We start from the raw sequence: 16229 nt of genomic DNA on the forward strand, positions 1-16229 counted from the left end.
ACCGGGTTGATCAGGTCAAAAAAAAAGGACAAACTATAAAGTTTATCCTTTTTAATATTATTGAAAAATCAGTTTTACCATGATTATTCAGTAGCTTCTTTGTTTTCTTCTGTATCAACAGCAGGAGCTTCAGCTGCAGGAGCTTCAGCAGTAGTAGCAGCTTTTTTAGTTCTACCTCTACGAGTAGTTTTCTTAGCTTCTTTCTTAGCAGCGTTGTACAGTTCGTTAAAGTCTACAAACTCGATCATTGCCATATCAGCGTTATCACCAAGACGGTTACCAAGTTTAATGATACGAGTATATCCACCCGGACGATCTCCAACTTTAGCAGAAACTTCTCTGAAAAGCTCAGTAACTGCATATTTGTTTCTCAGGTAAGAGAAAACGATACGTCTGTTGTGAGTTGTATCTTCTTTAGACTTTGTTACAAGAGGCTCAACAAACTGCTTAAGGGCTTTCGCCTTAGCAACAGTCGTATTGATACGCTTGTGCTCTATAAGGGAGCAAGCCATGTTAGCTAGCATAGACTTTCTATGACCAGCTTGCCTGCTTAAATGATTTACTTTTTTTCCGTGTCTCATTGCTGTCTGTAATTAAAACCTTTACGGCCCAGATTATTCTTTATCTAATTTATATTTCGTTAAATCCATCCCGAAGTGTAAATTCTTAGAAGCAACAAGCTCATCAAGCTCGGTCAAAGATTTTTTACCAAAGTTACGGAACTTCATTAAGTCATTTTTATTAAACGATACTAAGTCTCCTAATGTATCAACTTCAGCCGCTTTCAAACAATTTAATGCCCTTACAGAAAGATCCATATCAACCAGCTTAGTTTTAAGCAGTTGTCTCATGTGAAGTGATTCTTCATCATAAGATTCTGTTTGAGCTATTTCATCGGCCTCAAGTGTAATTCTTTCATCAGAGAACAGCATAAAGTGGTGTATTAACGTTTTAGCTGCTTCTGTAAGAGCATCTTTAGGATGAATTGAACCATCGGTGATAATTTCAAAAACCAGTTTTTCGTAGTCGGTTTTTTGCTCAACACGGAAGTTCTCTATTGTATACTTAACGTTCTTTACAGGAGTAAAGATAGAGTCTGTAAAAATAGTTCCTATAGCTGCGTTTTGCTTCTTGTTCTCTTCTGCAGGCACATAACCTCTACCTTTCTCGATAGTAAGTTCAAGGTTGATGTTTATTTTGCTGTCCATGTTACAGATAACAAGCTCAGGGTTTAACACCTGGAATCCTGAAATAAATTTCTGGAAATCACCAGCTGTCAGCTGATCTTTACCTGTTACTGATACAGTAACAGATTCGTTATCGATGTCGTCAATCTGACGCTTAAAACGAACTTGTTTTAAGTTAAGGATTATCTCAGTAACATCTTCAACAACACCAGCTATTGTAGAGAACTCATGGTCAACTCCTTCGATACGAACAGAAGTAATTGCGTAACCTTCAAGAGAAGAAAGCAAAACTCTTCTTAATGCGTTACCAACAGTCAATCCATATCCCGGTTCCAAAGGTCTGAATTCAAATTTACCTTGGAAATCGGTAGAATCGATCATGATAACTTTATCGGGCTTTTGAAAATTAAATATTGCCATATTTCGACTGATGTCAATTTTTATTTGTTATACAACTCAACGATTAGTTGTTCTTTGATGTTTTCAGGAATTTGTATCCTTGCAGGTACTGAAACAAAAGTACCTTCTTTAGTATCGTTGTTCCAAGTGATCCACTCGTAAACATGAGCAGAGTTTGATAAAGAACGATCGATAGCCTCTAGAGATTTTGATTTCTCACGAACAGCAACTTTATCTCCTGGCTTAAGGTGGTAAGAAGGAATGTTAACAACTTCACCGTTTACAGTAACGTGTCTGTGTGAAACGATTTGTCTTGCAGCTCTTCTAGAAGGAGCAATACCCATTCTGAATACTACGTTGTCTAATCTAGCTTCACAAAGTTGTAAAAGCACTTCACCTGTTACACCTTTAGTAGCAGCTGCCTTTTCATATAGGTTTCTGAATTGCTTTTCAAGAACACCGTAAGTGTACTTAGCTTTTTGCTTTTCCATTAACTGGATTGCATATTCAGATTTTTTACCTCTCTTTTTAGCTAAACCATGTTGCCCTGGAGGGTAATTTCTTTTTTCGAAAGACTTGTCATCTCCGAAGATCGCCTCACCAAATTTACGGGCGATTTTAGTTTTAGGACCAGTATATCTTGCCATTTTAAAAAATAATTAAACAGGGGATTATGAATTCAGGTCTCCTCCTCCGATAATCCGTATTCCTGTTTGGTTATACTCTAGTTATAATAAATTAAACTCTTCTTCTCTTAGGAGGACGGCATCCATTGTGAGGTAGTGGAGTTACGTCGATAATTTCTGTAACCTCAATACCACCATTGTGTAGTGATCTGATAGCAGACTCTCTACCGTTTCCAGGACCTTTAACGTAAACTTTTACTTTTTTAAGACCTGCCTCAAGAGCAACTTTTGAGCAATCTTCTGCTGCCATTTGAGCTGCATAAGGAGTGTTCTTTTTAGAACCTCTGAAGCCCATCTTACCTGCAGATGACCATGAAATAACTTCACCTTTCTTGTTAGTTAAAGAGATGATGATGTTGTTAAAAGTTGCACTAATATGAGCTTCGCCTGTTGACTCAACAACAACTTTACGTTTTTTTGTATTCGCTTTAGCCATACTACTACTTATTATTTAGTTGCTTTTTTCTTGTTAGCAACAGTTTTTCTCTTACCTTTTCTTGTTCTAGAGTTATTCTTGGTACGCTGACCTCTTAATGGAAGACCAACTCTGTGACGGATACCTCTGTAGCATCCGATGTCCATTAAACGCTTAATGTTAAGCTGGATTTCAGAACGAAGTTCACCTTCAATTTTGAAGTAAGAAACGGCCTCACGAATGCTACCGATTTCGTCATCATTCCAATCCTGTACTTTTTTATCTTCGCTTACCTGAGCTTTTTCCAGAATCTCTTTAGCTCTGCTTCTACCAATACCAAAGATATAAGTTAAAGCAATAACTCCTCTTTTGTTTTTAGGTATATCTACCCCTGCAATTCTTGCCATAATTATCCTTGTCTTTGTTTAAATCTAGGATTCTTTTTATTAATCACGTATAATCTGCCTTTTCTACGCACAATGATGCACTCGGCACTTCTTTTCTTTACTGATGCTCTTACTTTCATTTTAATAGCTTTAGTATCTATAAGTAATTCTTGCTTTAGACAAATCATAAGGGCTCATTTCCAGCTTTACCTTATCACCAGGTAACAACTTAATGTAGTGCATACGCATTTTACCGGAAATGTGAGCAATTACAACATGCCCGTTTTCTAATTCTACACGGAACATGGCATTTGACAATGCCTCTATAATTGATCCGTCTTGTTCTATTGCTGCTTGTTTTGCCATAAAAATTATTAAGCTACCGCTTTTCTATTCTTACCACTTTTCATCAAACCGTCATAATGTCTGTTTAACAGATATGAGTTGATTTGCTGGATAGTATCTATTGCAACCCCAACCATGATTAACAGCGATGTTCCGCCATAGAACAAAGCCCACTGTGACTGGATATTCATTAAGCTCACTACAATTGCCGGGAACACGGCAATAATTGCAAGGAATAATGAACCTGGGAATGTGATTAAAGACATGATTTTGTCTAGATAATCTGAAGTCTCAACACCTGGTCTAACACCCGGTATAAATCCTCCACTCCTCTTAAGGTCATCCGCCATTTTATTAGTAGGTACTGTAATCGCGGTGTAAAAGTACGTAAAAATTATAATTAATAGTGCAAAAACTATATTATACGCTAAACCGAACACATTTTGGAATTGAGCAGTAATTGTTCTGGCAGCGTCAGCCTCAGAAAGACCTGCTAGTGCTGCCGGTATAAACATAATAGCCTGAGCGAAGATAATTGGCATAACTCCCGCAGCGTTAAGCTTTAAAGGAATCCATTGCCTGTTACCACCCGCAATATCCTGTTCGAAATCTCCTGTGGCAGTACGACGAGCATACTGCACAGGTATTTTTCTTACTGCCATAATAAGCAGAACAGAAGCTATAATGATTAACAACCATACTACTACTTCAAAAACCAAAAGCATTAGACCTCCGTTGTTCTCAGATACACGAGATGTGAACTCCTGAACAAAAGCCTGAGGCATTCTTGCGATAATACCTACAAGAATTAACAGTGAAATACCGTTACCAATACCTTTGTCGGTAATTTTTTCACCTAGCCACATTGCAAAAATTGTACCTGTAGTTAAGATAACCACAGAAGAGAATATGAAAGGAACAGAGTCTGAACTTATCAAAAAAGCTTCTCTAGGCAAAGTTCTGTACAGGTTATAGATGTAACCAGGACCTTGAACTAAAGTGATTAATATTGTTAGCCAACGGGTAATCTGATTGATTCTTTTTCTACCGCTCTCACCTTCTTTTTGTAACTTTTGAAGATAAGGAACCGCAATACCCATTAACTGAACAACGATAGACGCAGAGATATAAGGCATGATACCTAAAGCAAATACAGACGCCTGCGAGAACGCTCCACCTGTAAATACATCAATAAGCCATCCAATACCGCCCTGAGCCTGATTAGCTAAGCCATTTAATTTTGTTGCATCAATACCCGGTAATGTTACGTGAGCACCAAAACGGTAAACAAGTAATAATCCTAGAGTAACTAAAATTCTGTTTTTTAGTTCTTCTATTTTCCAAACATTGATAAACGCTTCTATAAATTTTTTCATGTGACTATAAAAGATTATAAAGTTACAGCTTCACCACCAGCAGCCTCGATAGCAGCTTTAGCAGTAGCCGTAAATTTGTGAGCAGTTACTTTTAGTTTTGCTTTAAGCTCTCCTCTTCCTAAAATCTTTACCTGTTCATTTTTTGTAGCTAAGCGGTTCTCTACAAGTACTGTAAAATCTACAGTATCTGTAACGATTCCGTTATCTACAAGAGCCTGAAGCGTATCTAGGTTTACGCCAGCATATTCCTTACGGTTGATGTTTTTAAAACCAAACTTAGGAACACGACGCTGTAATGGCATTTGACCACCTTCGAAACCTATCTTCTTAGAATAACCAGAACGAGATTTAGCTCCTTTGTGACCACGTGCAGCAGTACCACCTTTTCCTGAACCTTCTCCTCTACCTACTCTTTTGTTCTTATTGTGAACTGAACCTTCAGCCGGTTGTAAGTTACTTAAATCCATAACAGTGTGTTATTGTTATTTAGTCTCTTCTACAGAAACTAAGTGTTTAACTTTGTTTACCATTCCAAGGATAGCAGAAGTTGCATCGTGTTCAACAACTTGTCCCATTTTTCTAAGACCTAAAGCCTCAAGTGTTCTCTTTTGATTAAGAGGACAGTTGATTTTGCTTCGTACTTGTTTTACTAATATTTTCGCCATGATTTCCTTGAATTAACCTTTAAATACTTTTTCTAAAGATACACCTCTTTGCTTAGCTACAGTAGCTGCGCTTCTCATTTGAAGTAAAGCATCAAAAGTTGCTTTTACCACGTTATGAGGGTTAGATGAACCTTGAGATTTTGATAATACATCGTGAATACCTACAGATTCAAGAACCGAACGTACAGCACCACCGGCAATTACTCCGGTACCGTGTGAAGCAGGCATAAGCAGTACACGTGCACCACCAAATTTACCTTTTTGTTCGTGAGGTACAGTTTGGCTTGATAGAGGAATTCTAACAAGATTCTTTTTAGCATCTTCTACTGCCTTAGCGATAGCTTCAGATACGTCTTTAGATTTTCCAAGACCGTGGCCTACTACTCCGTTCTCGTCTCCTACAACTACAATAGCAGAAAAACCGAAAGCTCTACCACCTTTTGTAACTTTAGTAACACGATTAACACTTACCAAACGATCCTTTAATTCAAGTCCGCCTGGTTTTACTAGTTCTACGTTTTTATAATTATGATACATAATTTTCTTAGAATTTTAGTCCGGCCTCTCTAGCGCCTTCAGCTAATGATTTAACACGTCCGTGGTAAAGGTATCCACCTCTGTCAAAAGTGATGGTTTCAATACCAGCTTTTAAAGCTCTCTCTGCAACAAGTTTACCTACAGCTGCAGCAGTCTCAATGTTAGTACCTTTAGTTATTTCATTCTCTCTTGAAGATGCAGAAACTAGAGTAACACCGTTCACATCATCTATGATTTGAGCATAGATTTCTTTATTGCTTCTAAAAACAGAAAGTCTTGGTTGAGCAGCAGTTCCGCTTACAATCTTTCTGATTCTGAACTTAATTCGTTGTCTTCTTTCAGATTTTGTTAATGACATAGTCTTAATTTTTAAGCTGATTTACCTGCTTTTCTTCTTAGTTCTTCACCTACAAACTTAACTCCTTTTCCTTTGTAAGGTTCCGGCTTACGGAAAGATCTGATCTTTGCAGCAACCTGGCCTAAAAGTTGTTTGTCATGAGAAGATAACTTAATGATTGGGTTTTTACCTTTCTCAGATACAGTCTCTACTGTTACTTCAGAAACAACGTCTAAAACGATGTTGTGTGAAAAACCTAGAGCGATATCAAGTTTATTACCCTGGTTAGAAGCTCTGTAACCTACACCTACCAACTCTAATGACTTAGTAAAGCCTTCAGATACACCAATAATCATATTATTAATCAGGGCTCTGTATAAACCATGCTTAGATCTGTCGTTCTTGTTGTCAGAAGATCTTTCAACAATTACCTGTCCTTCCTCAACTTTTACAGTAACATCTGTAAAATCCTGAGTAAGTTCTCCTTTGTTTCCTTTTACTGTAATAACGCCATCTTTAACATCTACTGTTACTCCAGACGGTATTGCAATTGGATTTTTACCTATTCTTGACATTGTATAAGTCTTTATTATTAGTATACGTAACAGATTACTTCACCACCAACATTTTGTTGTTTAGCTTGTTTTCCGGTCATCAAACCTTTTGATGTAGAAACGATAGCTATACCTAGACCGTTTAATATTCTAGGTAATTCGGTAGCACCTGCATATTTACGTAAACCTGGTTTACTAATTCTCTGGATATCCTTAATTACAGGCTCTTTAGTTTCTTTGTCGTACTTAAGAGCGATTTTGATGGTACCTTGTACTTTGTTATCATCAAATTTGTAACTTAAGATATATCCCTGATCGAATAAAATCTTAGTGATCTCTTTTTTAAGGTTAGAAGCAGGAATTTCAACCACTTTGTGGTTTGCTCTTACTGCATTTCTAACTCTTGTTAGATAATCTGCGATAGGATCTGTATACATATATATTAATTTGCGGTAACGGTTTTCGGCCTTAAAAAGGCCGAACCTGAAACCAATTTATAATTCTTTTATTACCAGCTGGCTTTTTTAACACCCGGTATTAACCCCTGATTAGCCATTTCACGGAAAGTTACACGTGAAATACCAAACTGACGCATATACCCTCTTGGTCTACCTGTTAATTTACAACGGTTGTGTAAACGTACAGGAGAAGCATTTTTAGGAAGTTTTTGTAGTGCTTCGTAGTCTCCGGCTTCTAATAAAGCTTTTCTCTTTTCAGCATACTTATCTACTAACGCTTGTCTTTTCACCTCGCGGGCTTTCATTGATTCTTTAGCCATGACTTAGTTCTTTTTAAAAGGTAAACCTAATTCAGTTAATAATGACTTCGCTTCTTTATCAGTTTGTGCAGAAGTTACAAATGTAATATCTAAACCTGCGATTTTGTTAACTTTATCAATATCAATTTCAGGGAAAATGATTTGCTCAGTTACACCCAGGTTATAGTTACCTCTACCGTCAAAACCTGTAGCTTTGATACCACCAAAGTCTCTAACACGTGGAAGAGAAGCTGTGATAAGTCTGTCTAAAAACTCATACATTCTTTCACCACGTAAAGTAACTTTAGCACCAATTGGCATACCTTTTCTTAATTTGAAAGTCGCAACGTCCTTTTTAGAAATAGTAGCCACTGCTTTTTGACCAGTGATTTTTGTTAACTCTTCTACAGCATAGTCGATTAATTTCTTATCAGACACAGCTGCACCAACTCCACGGCTTAAAACGATTTTTTCAAGTTTTGGAACCATCATAACGTTTTTATAACCGAACTCTTCTGTAAGAGCAGAAATAACTCTACTCTTATATTCTTCTTTTAATCTTGGTATATAAGCCATCACTATAATACTTGATTAGATTTTTTTGAAAATCTCACTTTCTTATCTCCTTCAGTTCTTACACCAACTCTTGTAGTTTCCTTAGTTTTAGGATCAACAAGTGCAAGGTTAGAAATGTGGATAGGAGCTTCTTTCTTCACGATACCACCCTGAGGGTTTTGAGCGCTTGGCTTAGTGTGCTTAGACACCATGTTCACGCCTTCTACGATCGCTTTGTTTTTGTCACGAAGTACTTTAAGAACTGTACCTTCAGAACCTTTATGGTCTCCGGCAATAACTCTTACAGCATCTCCTGATTTTATTTTTAGCTTTATCATCTTTAAAAACAATTAAAGCACTTCAGGTGCCAATGATACAATTTTCATGAATTGTTTTTCACGAAGTTCTCTTGCTACAGGACCAAAAACACGAGTTCCTCTCATTTCACCAGCAGCATTTAATAATACACATGCGTTATCATCAAATCTGATGTATGAACCGTCGGCTCTTCTCACTTCTTTTTTGGTACGTACAACAACTGCAGTCGACACAGCTCCTTTTTTAACGTTACCGTTAGGAGTAGCGTCTTTTACTGAAACTACAATTTTATCTCCAACAGAGGCATAACGTCTTTTCGTTCCCCCTAATACACGGATAGTCAAAACTTCTTTTGCTCCCGTGTTATCTGCTACTTTTAGTCTAGATTCCTGTTGTACCATAATTACTTCGCTCTTTCAATGATTTCAACTAATCTCCAACATTTAGATTTACTTAAAGGACGTGTTTCCATGATCCTTACAGTATCACCAATGTTACAATCGTTTGTTTCGTCGTGTGCAACGTATTTTTTAGTTTTTAACACGAACTTACCATATAATGGGTGTTTTACTTTTTTAGTTTCAGCAACTACTATGGATTTTTCCATTTTGTTACTAGTAACAACACCTATTCTCTCTTTTCTTAAGTTTCTTTTTTCCATCTTTCAGCAGAATACAATTATTGTAACTCTCTTTTGCTTAGCTCAGTTGCCACACGTGCAATAGACCTTCTTACGGTTCTAATTTGCAACGGATTCTCAATTGGAGAAACAGCGTGAGCTGATTTTAGATCGGTATATGTTTTTTGTAATTCACCAAGTTTTTCCTGTAACTCAGCTGCAGATAGATCTTTAATTTCAGATTGTTTCATAATAAATTTAGATTACGCTTCGAAATCTCTGGCAACTATAAACTTAGTTTTTACTGGTAGCTTTTGAGCAGCAAGACGTAAAGCCTCTTTTGCTACTGATAAAGGCACACCGCCAACTTCAAACATTATTCTTCCCGGTTTAACAACAGCAGCCCAGTATTCAACTGCACCTTTACCTTTACCCATACGTACCTCTAGAGGTTTCTTTGTGATAGGCTTATCCGGGAAAATTTTAATCCACAACTGACCTTCTCTTTTCATATAACGGGTTGCAGCGATACGAGCAGCCTCTATTTGACGAGAAGTAATAAAAGATGAATCTAAAGATTTTATACCAAACATTCCGTTAGAAAGTTCGTGACCTCTTTGAGACACGCCTTTCATCTTACCTTTCTGTACCTTACGGTATTTAGTTCTTTTAGGCTGTAACATTTTTCTTTAGTTTAAATAATTACTTTCTTTTGCGTTGACCAGATTTACCCTGTGGTTTTCCTGACCCTGAAGATTTGGATTGTTTTTTATCCATACCTACTAACGGAGAAAGGTCTCTCTTACCGTAAACCTCGCCTTTCATGATCCACACTTTAATTCCCATTCTACCATAAGTAGTGTGAGCTTCAGTTAGTGCATAATCAATGTCAGCTCTGAAAGTTGATAGAGGAATTCTTCCTTCTTTGAACATTTCTGAACGTGCCATTTCAGCACCGTTTAGACGACCAGATATCATAACTTTGATACCCTCTGCATTCATACGCATAGCAGCCGCGATTGCCATTTTGATAGCCCTTCTGTAAGAGATACGGCCTTCAATCTGACGTGCAATGCTAGAACCTACAAGGTGAGCATCAAGTTCAGGTCTTTTAATTTCAAAGATGTTGATTTGAACCTCTTTGTCAGTAATTTTCTTAAGCTCTTCTTTTAGCCTGTCTACCTCCTGACCACCTTTACCGATAATGATACCTGGACGGGCAGTAGTGATAGTAACGGTTACAAGCTTTAAAGTTCTCTCGATGATTACTTTAGACACACTTGCTTTAGCTAAACGGGCATGGATATACTTTCTGATTTTGTGATCTTCGGCAAGTTTGTCACCGTAGTCATTTCCACCATACCAGTTAGAATCCCAACCCCTGATGATACCAAGGCGATTTCCTATTGGATTTGTCTTTTGTCCCATACTGCTTATTAATTGCTTTGTGTGTTATTATTAGCTCCTAACACGATTGTAACGTGGTTAGAACGTTTTCTTATTCTGTGAGCACGACCCTGAGGAGCCGGTCTTAGCCTTTTAAGCATCATACCGCCATCAACTCTGATCTCTTTTACAAATAGTCCTGCATCCTCTAAACTTGCATCAGCATTTTTTTGCTGCCAGTTGTTTATTGCAGAAAGCAATAATTTCTCAAGTTTACGAGAAGCTTCTTTACTATTGAATTTTAATATATTAAGAGCAAGCTCTACTTTCTGACCTCTTACTAGATCTGCCACTATGCGCATTTTTCTAGGTGAAGTAGGGCAGTTATTTAACTTAGCAAATGCAACTTGCTTCTTAGCTTCTTTTGTCTGCTCTGCTCTTTCTCTTTTACGAACTCCCATAGCTTCTTATTATTTTTTACCTTTATTTTTTGCACCAGCGTGACCTCTAAACGATCTTGTTGGTGAAAATTCTCCTAATTTATGACCTACCATATTCTCTGTTACATAAACCGGAACGAATTGACGTCCGTTGTGTACTGCGATAGTCTGCCCAACAAAATCCGGAGTAATCATAGAAGCTCTAGACCAAGTCTTAACAACTCCTTTGTTACCTTTTTCGATATTTTCCTGAACTTTCTTTTCTAATTTATAGTGAACGAAAGGTCCTTTCTTTAATGAACGTGCCATATCTTACTTAATTATTTCTTTCTACGTTCTACGATATACTTATTACTCGGGTTAACTTTAGAACGAGTTCTGTAACCTTTAGCCGGTAAACCTTTTCTTGAACGTGGGTGACCTCCTGAAGAACGTCCTTCACCACCACCCATTGGGTGATCAACCGGGTTCATCGCTACTGGTCTAGTTCTCGGTCTTCTACCTAACCATCTAGATCTACCTGCTTTACCAGATACAACTAATTGGTGATCAGAGTTAGAAACAGCTCCAATTGTAGCCGAACAAGTTAAAAGGATTAACCTTGTTTCACCTGAAGGCATTTTAATTGTAGCATATTTACCATCTCTAGCCATTAACTGAGCAAAAGTACCAGCACTACGAGCAATAACTGCTCCCTGACCAGGACGTAGCTCGATACAAGATATAACAGTTCCAAGAGGAATTTTGCTTAAAGGTAAAGCATTACCGATTTCAGGAGCAGCATTCTCTCCTGAAACCACGGTTTGACCTACTTGTAAACCATTTTGAGCTATGATGTATGTTTTAGCACCATCAGCATAAGCCAATAGTGAAATAAAAGCTGAACGGTTTGGATCGTATTCGATTGTTTTAACTGTAGCAGGAATCCCAGCTTTAGCTCTTTTAAAATCTATAACACGATACTTCTGTTTGTGACCACCGCCTGTGTAACGCATGGTCATTTTTCCTTGACTATTTCTACCTCCTGAGTTTTTTTTCGGTGCGAGTAATGAACGCTCCGGCTTATCAGTTGTAATAGTGTCAAAGCTATTTACAACTCTAAAACGCTGACCCGGGGTAATAGGTTTTAATTTTCTAACTGACATTTTCTATTAGATATTATTATAAAAATCTATTGTTTCACCTTCCTGTACTTGAACAACTGCTTTTTTGTAAGCTGCTGTCTTTCCGCTAATTAAACCACTCTTAGTGTATTTAACTGTTCTATCAGCCCTGTAATTCATTGTGTTAACATTAACAACAGTAACTCCATATGCAGCTTCAACTGCATTTTTGATCTGGATTTTGTTTGCTTTTTTATTAACAACAAAACCAAAACGGTTGAAAAGTTCACCGTCTTTGGTTATTTTTTCGGTAATGATAGGTTTTATTATGATACTCATTGCCCTATTATTTACTTAAATTTTCCTGAATTCCTTCTAACGAACCTTCTAAAAGAACTAAATTATTCGCGTTTAAAATCGCGTAAGTGTTTAATTCTGAGGTAGTTACAACATTAGACGCCTTTAAATTGCGTGACGACAAATATACATTTTTATTTGTATCACCCAACACAAATAGAGATTTTTTATTCTCTAACCCTAAAGCTTTCAAAACGTTAATGAAATTTTTAGTATTTGGAGTTTCGAATGTGAAGTCTTCAACTACTGTTAAATTTGACTCGTTTGCTTTGATTGTTAGAGCAGATTTTCTCGCTAAACGTTTAAGGTTTTTGTTCAGTTTGAAAGAGTAACTTCTTGGTCTTGGGCCGAAAATTGTACCTCCTCCTTTGAACACTGGACTCTTAACACTTCCTGCACGTGCAGTACCGGTTCCTTTTTGCTTTTTAATCTTACGGGTACTTCCTGTAACTTCAGCTCTTTCTTTAGCTTTGTGAGTTCCTTGTCTTTGGTTAGCAAGGTACTGCTTTACATCAAGGTATACCGCGTGATTATTAGGCTCAATTGCGAATACAGAATCAGAAAGAGTAACCGTTCTGCCTGTTTCTTTTCCGTTGATATCTAATACTTTTACTTCCATTACTTTTGAATGATTACGTAAGAGTTTTTGTGTCCAGGAACACATCCTTTAACAACTAGTAGGTTTTTATCAGCTACTACTTTTAAAACTCTAAGGTTTTGAACTGTTACATTTTCTCCTCCTGTTCTACCTGCCATGCGCATTCCTTTGAATACTCTTGAAGGGTAAGATGACGCACCTACAGAACCTGGCGCTCTAAGACGGTTGTGCTGACCGTGAGTAGCTTGTCCAACACCACCAAAACCGTGACGCTTAACAACACCCTGGAAACCTTTACCTTTAGATACACCCTGTACATCTACGAACTCACCTTCATTAAACAAATCTACAGTTAGAACATCACCTAAGTTATGTTCTTCTTCAAAATACTTGAATTCAACGACTCTTTTCTTCGCATCAGTTCCAGCTTTCTTAAAGTGACCTTGAGCCGCTTTTGTTGTGTGCTTTTCTGACTTGTCATCGAAACCAAGTTGTAACGCTTTATACCCGTCAACCTCATTGGTTCTGACTTGGGTAACAACGCATGGTCCAGCTTCGATTACTGTACACGGAATGTTTTTTCCGTTTTCATCGAAAATACTGGTCATGCCGATTTTTCTACCAATTAACCCAGACATATTAAAAATTAATTATAATTACGTATTTAAATTTTTTCTCTTATACAAGAAGAAGTATCAGGCTAAAGGATAATCCAAAAGCCTGACACTTGCTTTCTTAGTTTATTTTATCACACTTTGATCTCTACTTCAACACCACTAGGAAGCTCTAATTTCATAAGAGCATCGATAGTTTTAGAAGAAGAACTGTAAATATCAAGAAGTCTTTTGTAAGAGCTTAGCTCAAACTGCTCTCTTGATTTTTTGTTTACGTGTGGAGAACGTAGCACAGTGAATATTTTTTTGTGAGTTGGTAACGGAATAGGACCAGTAACAACTGCACCTGTACTCTTTACAGTTTTAACGATCTTCTCTGCAGACTTGTCTACAAGGCTGTGATCGTATGATTTTAATTTTATTCTGATTTTCTGACTCATTTTCTTTTTAATTAAGCGTTTCCTTTAGCTTTTTTAATTACTTCCTCTGCGATGTTAGAAGGTGTTTCAGCATAGTTAGAGAACTCCATTGTAGAAGTTGCACGACCAGACGAAAGTGTTCTTAGAGTAGTTACATAACCAAACATTTCTGATAGAGGCACGCTAGCTTTAACTACTTTAGAACCTGCTCTGTCGTCCATGTTGTTAATTTGACCACGACGACGGTTAAGGTCACCTACGATATCACCCATGTTCTCTTCAGGAGTAAGTACTTCAAGCTTCATGATTGGCTCAAGAATTACAGCTCCGGCAGCTTTAGCAGCCTCTTTGTAACCCATTTTAGCTGCTAATTCGAATGATAATGCATCCGAATCCACAGGGTGGAATGAACCATCAGTAAGAGTAACTTTCATACTATCCATTTCATAACCTGCAAGAGGACCTTGTTTCATAGCTTCTTTGAAACCTTTCTCAACAGCAGGGATAAATTCTTTAGGAACGTTACCACCTTTCACCTCGTTAACAAACTGAAGACCTACTACGTTCTCGTCTGCCGGCTCTAGTTTAAACACGATATCAGCAAACTTACCACGACCACCAGACTGTTTCTTATAAACCTCTCTGTGGTTAGCAGAACGTGTAATAGCCTCTTTGTACTCAACTTGTGGCTCACCTTGATTAACCTCTACTTTAAACTCTCTCTTAAGACGGTCTACAAGGATATCTAAGTGAAGCTCACCCATACCAGAGATGATAGTTTGTCCTGAAGCGTGATCAGTTCTCACTGTAAACGTTGGATCTTCTTCAGCAAGTTTTGCTAAAGCCATACCCATTTTATCTACGTCAGCCTTAGTTTTAGGCTCAATAGCGATACCGATTACCGGATCAGGGAAGTTCATACTCTCAAGTACGATTGGGTGTTTCTCATCACAAAGGGTATCTCCGGTTTTGATATCTTTAAAACCTACAGCAGCACCAATATCACCAGCCTCGATAAATTCGATAGCATTTTGCTTGTTAGCGTGCATCTGGTAGATACGGGAAATACGCTCTTTATTACCTGAACGAGTGTTAAACACGTAAGAACCTGCATCAAGACGACCTGAGTAAGCTCTAAAGAATGCTAAACGACCAACATAAGGGTCAGTAGCAATTTTAAATGCTAACGCAGAGAACGGCTCGCTTACAGATGGCTTACGAGAAATAGGCTCCTCTGTATCAGGGTTAGTTCCGTCAATCGCCTCTTTATCAAGTGGAGAAGGAAGGAATTTACAAACAGAATCCAGCATAAACTGAACTCCTTTATTTTTGAATGAAGAACCACAAAGCATTGGGATAATAGCCATATCAATAGTAGCTTTTCTTAATGCCTCATTTACTTCTTCTTCTGTAATTGAGTTTTCGTCTTCCATGTATTTCTCAAGAAGATTCTCATCATAAGCAGCAACCTCTTCGATAAGTTGAGATCTGTACTGATGAACTTCTTCTTTCATATCCTCAGGAATTGGAACGATATCAAATGTTGCACCTTGAGTATCATCATGCCATACGATAGCCTGATTTTTAATAAGATCTACAACACCTTTAAAGTCTGCCTCATCACCAATTGGTAAAACGATTGGCACAGCGTTAGACTTAAGCATATCTTTAACCTGCTGACAAACTGCAAGGAAGTTAGAACCCTGACGGTCCATTTTGTTTACGAATCCCATACGAGGAACTCTGTAATTATCTGCAAGTCTCCAGTTAGTTTCAGACTGTGGCTCAACACCATCTACTGCACTAAAAAGGAACACAAGTCCGTCAAGAACCCTTAACGAACGGTTTACCTCTACTGTAAAGTCAACGTGACCCGGAGTATCGATAATGTTAAAGTGGTATGGATTAGACTCTGGAAGTGGCTTACCCTGCTCTGTAGGGAAGTTCCATGTACAAGTCGTAGCAGCAGAAGTAATAGTAATACCTCTCTCCTGCTCCTGCGCCATCCAGTCCATGGTAGCAGCTCCATCGTGCACCTCACCAATTTTGTGTGATTTACCCGTGTAAAAAAGGATACGCTCAGTTGTTGTCGTTTTACCGGCATCAATGTGAGCAGCAATACCTATATTTCTTGTATATTTTAAATCTCTTGCCATTTTTTATAATGTTTCTTTAT

30 protein-coding genes are annotated in these 16229 nt (G+C 37.7%); all 30 read right to left on the minus strand.

Translation table 11 applies throughout. From position 1 onward, the window contains the following. Positions 1–83 precede the first annotated feature (83 nt). The 30 genes from rplQ to fusA all read right to left on the minus strand — a co-directional run bounded on the left by rplQ (position 84) and on the right by fusA (position 16209). Positions 84–581 (minus strand): 50S ribosomal protein L17, encoded by a 498-nt coding sequence (rplQ, locus tag GN157_RS08035; protein WP_035129831.1) that lies wholly within the window; start codon positions 579–581, stop codon positions 84–86. Positions 582–614: 33 nt separating this feature from the next. Beyond that, the gene (locus GN157_RS08040) at positions 615–1607 is read right to left on the minus strand and encodes a DNA-directed RNA polymerase subunit alpha (protein ID WP_035129828.1); all 993 of its coding nucleotides are present in this window, start codon (positions 1605–1607) and stop codon (positions 615–617) included. 20 nt (positions 1608–1627) lie between these two features. Then, positions 1628–2233 (minus strand): 30S ribosomal protein S4, encoded by a 606-nt coding sequence (gene rpsD / locus GN157_RS08045; RefSeq protein ID WP_035129825.1) that lies wholly within the window; start codon positions 2231–2233, stop codon positions 1628–1630. 91 nt (positions 2234–2324) lie between these two features. Further along, positions 2325–2708, minus strand: coding sequence for a 30S ribosomal protein S11 (gene rpsK, locus GN157_RS08050; RefSeq protein WP_035129822.1), 384 nt, complete (start codon positions 2706–2708; stop codon positions 2325–2327). Positions 2709–2719: 11 nt separating this feature from the next. Further along, positions 2720–3094, minus strand: coding sequence for a 30S ribosomal protein S13 (gene rpsM / locus GN157_RS08055; protein ID WP_035129820.1), 375 nt, complete (start codon positions 3092–3094; stop codon positions 2720–2722). A 2-nt stretch (positions 3095–3096) separates the two neighbouring features. Further along, positions 3097–3213 (minus strand): type B 50S ribosomal protein L36, encoded by a 117-nt coding sequence (gene ykgO / locus GN157_RS08060; RefSeq protein ID WP_002987490.1) that lies wholly within the window; start codon positions 3211–3213, stop codon positions 3097–3099. Between the two features lie 10 nt (positions 3214–3223). Then, a complete protein-coding gene (gene infA, locus GN157_RS08065) occupies positions 3224–3439 on the minus strand; it encodes a translation initiation factor IF-1 (protein ID WP_035129818.1) in 216 nt (71 codons plus the stop codon). 8 nt (positions 3440–3447) lie between these two features. Further along, complete coding sequence (gene secY / locus GN157_RS08070) at positions 3448–4794, minus strand: preprotein translocase subunit SecY (RefSeq protein WP_157482810.1); 1347 nt, start codon at positions 4792–4794, stop codon at positions 3448–3450. 14 nt (positions 4795–4808) lie between these two features. Continuing rightward, positions 4809–5261: a 50S ribosomal protein L15 gene (rplO, locus tag GN157_RS08075; RefSeq protein ID WP_157482812.1), complete on the minus strand. Its 453-nt coding sequence runs from the start codon at positions 5259–5261 to the stop codon at positions 4809–4811. 15 nt (positions 5262–5276) lie between these two features. Next, positions 5277–5459 (minus strand): 50S ribosomal protein L30, encoded by a 183-nt coding sequence (gene rpmD, locus GN157_RS08080; RefSeq protein WP_035129810.1) that lies wholly within the window; start codon positions 5457–5459, stop codon positions 5277–5279. A 12-nt stretch (positions 5460–5471) separates the two neighbouring features. Further along, entirely contained in the window at positions 5472–5996 is a 525-nt protein-coding gene (rpsE, locus tag GN157_RS08085) for a 30S ribosomal protein S5 (protein WP_035129808.1), read from the minus strand. A gap of 7 nt (positions 5997–6003) precedes the next feature. Next, positions 6004–6354, minus strand: a complete 351-nt coding sequence (gene rplR, locus GN157_RS08090; RefSeq protein ID WP_035129805.1) for a 50S ribosomal protein L18 — start codon at positions 6352–6354, stop codon at positions 6004–6006. Between the two features lie 11 nt (positions 6355–6365). Then, the gene (gene rplF, locus GN157_RS08095; protein ID WP_157482814.1) at positions 6366–6908 is read right to left on the minus strand and encodes a 50S ribosomal protein L6; all 543 of its coding nucleotides are present in this window, start codon (positions 6906–6908) and stop codon (positions 6366–6368) included. Positions 6909–6925: 17 nt separating this feature from the next. Continuing rightward, a complete protein-coding gene (rpsH, locus tag GN157_RS08100) occupies positions 6926–7324 on the minus strand; it encodes a 30S ribosomal protein S8 (RefSeq protein ID WP_157482815.1) in 399 nt (132 codons plus the stop codon). A 71-nt stretch (positions 7325–7395) separates the two neighbouring features. After that, positions 7396–7665, minus strand: a complete 270-nt coding sequence (rpsN, locus tag GN157_RS08105) for a 30S ribosomal protein S14 (RefSeq protein ID WP_035129799.1) — start codon at positions 7663–7665, stop codon at positions 7396–7398. 3 nt (positions 7666–7668) lie between these two features. Then, positions 7669–8220 (minus strand): 50S ribosomal protein L5, encoded by a 552-nt coding sequence (rplE, locus tag GN157_RS08110; RefSeq protein ID WP_035129798.1) that lies wholly within the window; start codon positions 8218–8220, stop codon positions 7669–7671. A 2-nt stretch (positions 8221–8222) separates the two neighbouring features. Beyond that, positions 8223–8537 carry a 50S ribosomal protein L24 gene (gene rplX / locus GN157_RS08115; protein WP_035129797.1) on the minus strand — a complete coding sequence of 105 codons (315 nt, stop codon included), beginning with the start codon at positions 8535–8537 and terminating at the stop codon, positions 8223–8225. 12 nt (positions 8538–8549) lie between these two features. Further along, a complete protein-coding gene (gene rplN / locus GN157_RS08120; RefSeq protein WP_035129796.1) occupies positions 8550–8918 on the minus strand; it encodes a 50S ribosomal protein L14 in 369 nt (122 codons plus the stop codon). A gap of 2 nt (positions 8919–8920) precedes the next feature. Then, complete coding sequence (rpsQ, locus tag GN157_RS08125) at positions 8921–9178, minus strand: 30S ribosomal protein S17 (protein ID WP_035129794.1); 258 nt, start codon at positions 9176–9178, stop codon at positions 8921–8923. 17 nt (positions 9179–9195) lie between these two features. Continuing rightward, positions 9196–9387, minus strand: coding sequence for a 50S ribosomal protein L29 (gene rpmC / locus GN157_RS08130; RefSeq protein WP_035129792.1), 192 nt, complete (start codon positions 9385–9387; stop codon positions 9196–9198). 12 nt (positions 9388–9399) lie between these two features. After that, positions 9400–9819 carry a 50S ribosomal protein L16 gene (gene rplP / locus GN157_RS08135; protein WP_129749318.1) on the minus strand — a complete coding sequence of 140 codons (420 nt, stop codon included), beginning with the start codon at positions 9817–9819 and terminating at the stop codon, positions 9400–9402. A gap of 19 nt (positions 9820–9838) precedes the next feature. Further along, entirely contained in the window at positions 9839–10564 is a 726-nt protein-coding gene (rpsC, locus tag GN157_RS08140) for a 30S ribosomal protein S3 (protein ID WP_035129787.1), read from the minus strand. An 8-nt stretch (positions 10565–10572) separates the two neighbouring features. Then, positions 10573–10983, minus strand: coding sequence for a 50S ribosomal protein L22 (gene rplV / locus GN157_RS08145; protein WP_035129784.1), 411 nt, complete (start codon positions 10981–10983; stop codon positions 10573–10575). 9 nt (positions 10984–10992) lie between these two features. Continuing rightward, positions 10993–11271, minus strand: a complete 279-nt coding sequence (rpsS, locus tag GN157_RS08150; protein ID WP_020213638.1) for a 30S ribosomal protein S19 — start codon at positions 11269–11271, stop codon at positions 10993–10995. Between the two features lie 11 nt (positions 11272–11282). After that, positions 11283–12107: a 50S ribosomal protein L2 gene (rplB, locus tag GN157_RS08155; protein WP_035129779.1), complete on the minus strand. Its 825-nt coding sequence runs from the start codon at positions 12105–12107 to the stop codon at positions 11283–11285. Between the two features lie 6 nt (positions 12108–12113). Next, on the minus strand, positions 12114–12404 hold the full coding sequence (gene rplW / locus GN157_RS08160; protein ID WP_035129776.1) for a 50S ribosomal protein L23: 291 nt from the start codon (positions 12402–12404) through the stop codon (positions 12114–12116). Between the two features lie 7 nt (positions 12405–12411). Then, a complete protein-coding gene (gene rplD / locus GN157_RS08165; RefSeq protein WP_035129772.1) occupies positions 12412–13041 on the minus strand; it encodes a 50S ribosomal protein L4 in 630 nt (209 codons plus the stop codon). Then, complete coding sequence (gene rplC, locus GN157_RS08170; protein WP_035129769.1) at positions 13041–13658, minus strand: 50S ribosomal protein L3; 618 nt, start codon at positions 13656–13658, stop codon at positions 13041–13043. Before rplC ends, rplD begins: the two co-directional genes overlap by 1 nt. A 110-nt stretch (positions 13659–13768) precedes the next feature. Continuing rightward, on the minus strand, positions 13769–14074 hold the full coding sequence (rpsJ, locus tag GN157_RS08175) for a 30S ribosomal protein S10 (RefSeq protein ID WP_035129767.1): 306 nt from the start codon (positions 14072–14074) through the stop codon (positions 13769–13771). An 11-nt stretch (positions 14075–14085) separates the two neighbouring features. Further along, a complete protein-coding gene (fusA, locus tag GN157_RS08180) occupies positions 14086–16209 on the minus strand; it encodes an elongation factor G (RefSeq protein WP_157482817.1) in 2124 nt (707 codons plus the stop codon). Between the last annotated feature and the right edge of the window lie 20 nt (positions 16210–16229).

The sequence above is a fragment of the Flavobacterium rakeshii genome, assembly GCF_009741375.1.
Lineage (GTDB): Bacteria > Bacteroidota > Bacteroidia > Flavobacteriales > Flavobacteriaceae > Flavobacterium > Flavobacterium rakeshii.

Bases quoted from the DNA above. Each gene is read 5' to 3' on its own strand.
- rplQ (WP_035129831.1), bottom strand. From the start codon at position 581: ATGAGACACGGAAAAAAAGTAAATCATTTAAGCAGGCAAGCTGGTCAT.
- GN157_RS08040 (WP_035129828.1), bottom strand. From the start codon at position 1,607: ATGGCAATATTTAATTTTCAAAAGCCCGATAAAGTTATCATGATCGAT.
- rpsD (WP_035129825.1), bottom strand. From the start codon at position 2,233: ATGGCAAGATATACTGGTCCTAAAACTAAAATCGCCCGTAAATTTGGT.
- rpsK (WP_035129822.1), bottom strand. From the start codon at position 2,708: ATGGCTAAAGCGAATACAAAAAAACGTAAAGTTGTTGTTGAGTCAACA.
- rpsM (WP_035129820.1), bottom strand. From the start codon at position 3,094: ATGGCAAGAATTGCAGGGGTAGATATACCTAAAAACAAAAGAGGAGTT.
- ykgO (WP_002987490.1), bottom strand. From the start codon at position 3,213: ATGAAAGTAAGAGCATCAGTAAAGAAAAGAAGTGCCGAGTGCATCATT.
- infA (WP_035129818.1), bottom strand. From the start codon at position 3,439: ATGGCAAAACAAGCAGCAATAGAACAAGACGGATCAATTATAGAGGCA.
- secY (WP_157482810.1), bottom strand. From the start codon at position 4,794: ATGAAAAAATTTATAGAAGCGTTTATCAATGTTTGGAAAATAGAAGAA.
- rplO (WP_157482812.1), bottom strand. From the start codon at position 5,261: ATGGATTTAAGTAACTTACAACCGGCTGAAGGTTCAGTTCACAATAAG.
- rpmD (WP_035129810.1), bottom strand. From the start codon at position 5,459: ATGGCGAAAATATTAGTAAAACAAGTACGAAGCAAAATCAACTGTCCT.
- rpsE (WP_035129808.1), bottom strand. From the start codon at position 5,996: ATGTATCATAATTATAAAAACGTAGAACTAGTAAAACCAGGCGGACTT.
- rplR (WP_035129805.1), bottom strand. From the start codon at position 6,354: ATGTCATTAACAAAATCTGAAAGAAGACAACGAATTAAGTTCAGAATC.
- rplF (WP_157482814.1), bottom strand. From the start codon at position 6,908: ATGTCAAGAATAGGTAAAAATCCAATTGCAATACCGTCTGGAGTAACA.
- rpsH (WP_157482815.1), bottom strand. From the start codon at position 7,324: ATGTATACAGATCCTATCGCAGATTATCTAACAAGAGTTAGAAATGCA.
- rpsN (WP_035129799.1), bottom strand. From the start codon at position 7,665: ATGGCTAAAGAATCAATGAAAGCCCGCGAGGTGAAAAGACAAGCGTTA.
- rplE (WP_035129798.1), bottom strand. From the start codon at position 8,220: ATGGCTTATATACCAAGATTAAAAGAAGAATATAAGAGTAGAGTTATT.
- rplX (WP_035129797.1), bottom strand. From the start codon at position 8,537: ATGATAAAGCTAAAAATAAAATCAGGAGATGCTGTAAGAGTTATTGCC.
- rplN (WP_035129796.1), bottom strand. From the start codon at position 8,918: ATGGTACAACAGGAATCTAGACTAAAAGTAGCAGATAACACGGGAGCA.
- rpsQ (WP_035129794.1), bottom strand. From the start codon at position 9,178: ATGGAAAAAAGAAACTTAAGAAAAGAGAGAATAGGTGTTGTTACTAGT.
- rpmC (WP_035129792.1), bottom strand. From the start codon at position 9,387: ATGAAACAATCTGAAATTAAAGATCTATCTGCAGCTGAGTTACAGGAA.
- rplP (WP_129749318.1), bottom strand. From the start codon at position 9,819: ATGTTACAGCCTAAAAGAACTAAATACCGTAAGGTACAGAAAGGTAAG.
- rpsC (WP_035129787.1), bottom strand. From the start codon at position 10,564: ATGGGACAAAAGACAAATCCAATAGGAAATCGCCTTGGTATCATCAGG.
- rplV (WP_035129784.1), bottom strand. From the start codon at position 10,983: ATGGGAGTTCGTAAAAGAGAAAGAGCAGAGCAGACAAAAGAAGCTAAG.
- rpsS (WP_020213638.1), bottom strand. From the start codon at position 11,271: ATGGCACGTTCATTAAAGAAAGGACCTTTCGTTCACTATAAATTAGAA.
- rplB (WP_035129779.1), bottom strand. From the start codon at position 12,107: ATGTCAGTTAGAAAATTAAAACCTATTACCCCGGGTCAGCGTTTTAGA.
- rplW (WP_035129776.1), bottom strand. From the start codon at position 12,404: ATGAGTATCATAATAAAACCTATCATTACCGAAAAAATAACCAAAGAC.
- rplD (WP_035129772.1), bottom strand. From the start codon at position 13,041: ATGGAAGTAAAAGTATTAGATATCAACGGAAAAGAAACAGGCAGAACG.
- rplC (WP_035129769.1), bottom strand. From the start codon at position 13,658: ATGTCTGGGTTAATTGGTAGAAAAATCGGCATGACCAGTATTTTCGAT.
- rpsJ (WP_035129767.1), bottom strand. From the start codon at position 14,074: ATGAGTCAGAAAATCAGAATAAAATTAAAATCATACGATCACAGCCTT.
- fusA (WP_157482817.1), bottom strand. From the start codon at position 16,209: ATGGCAAGAGATTTAAAATATACAAGAAATATAGGTATTGCTGCTCAC.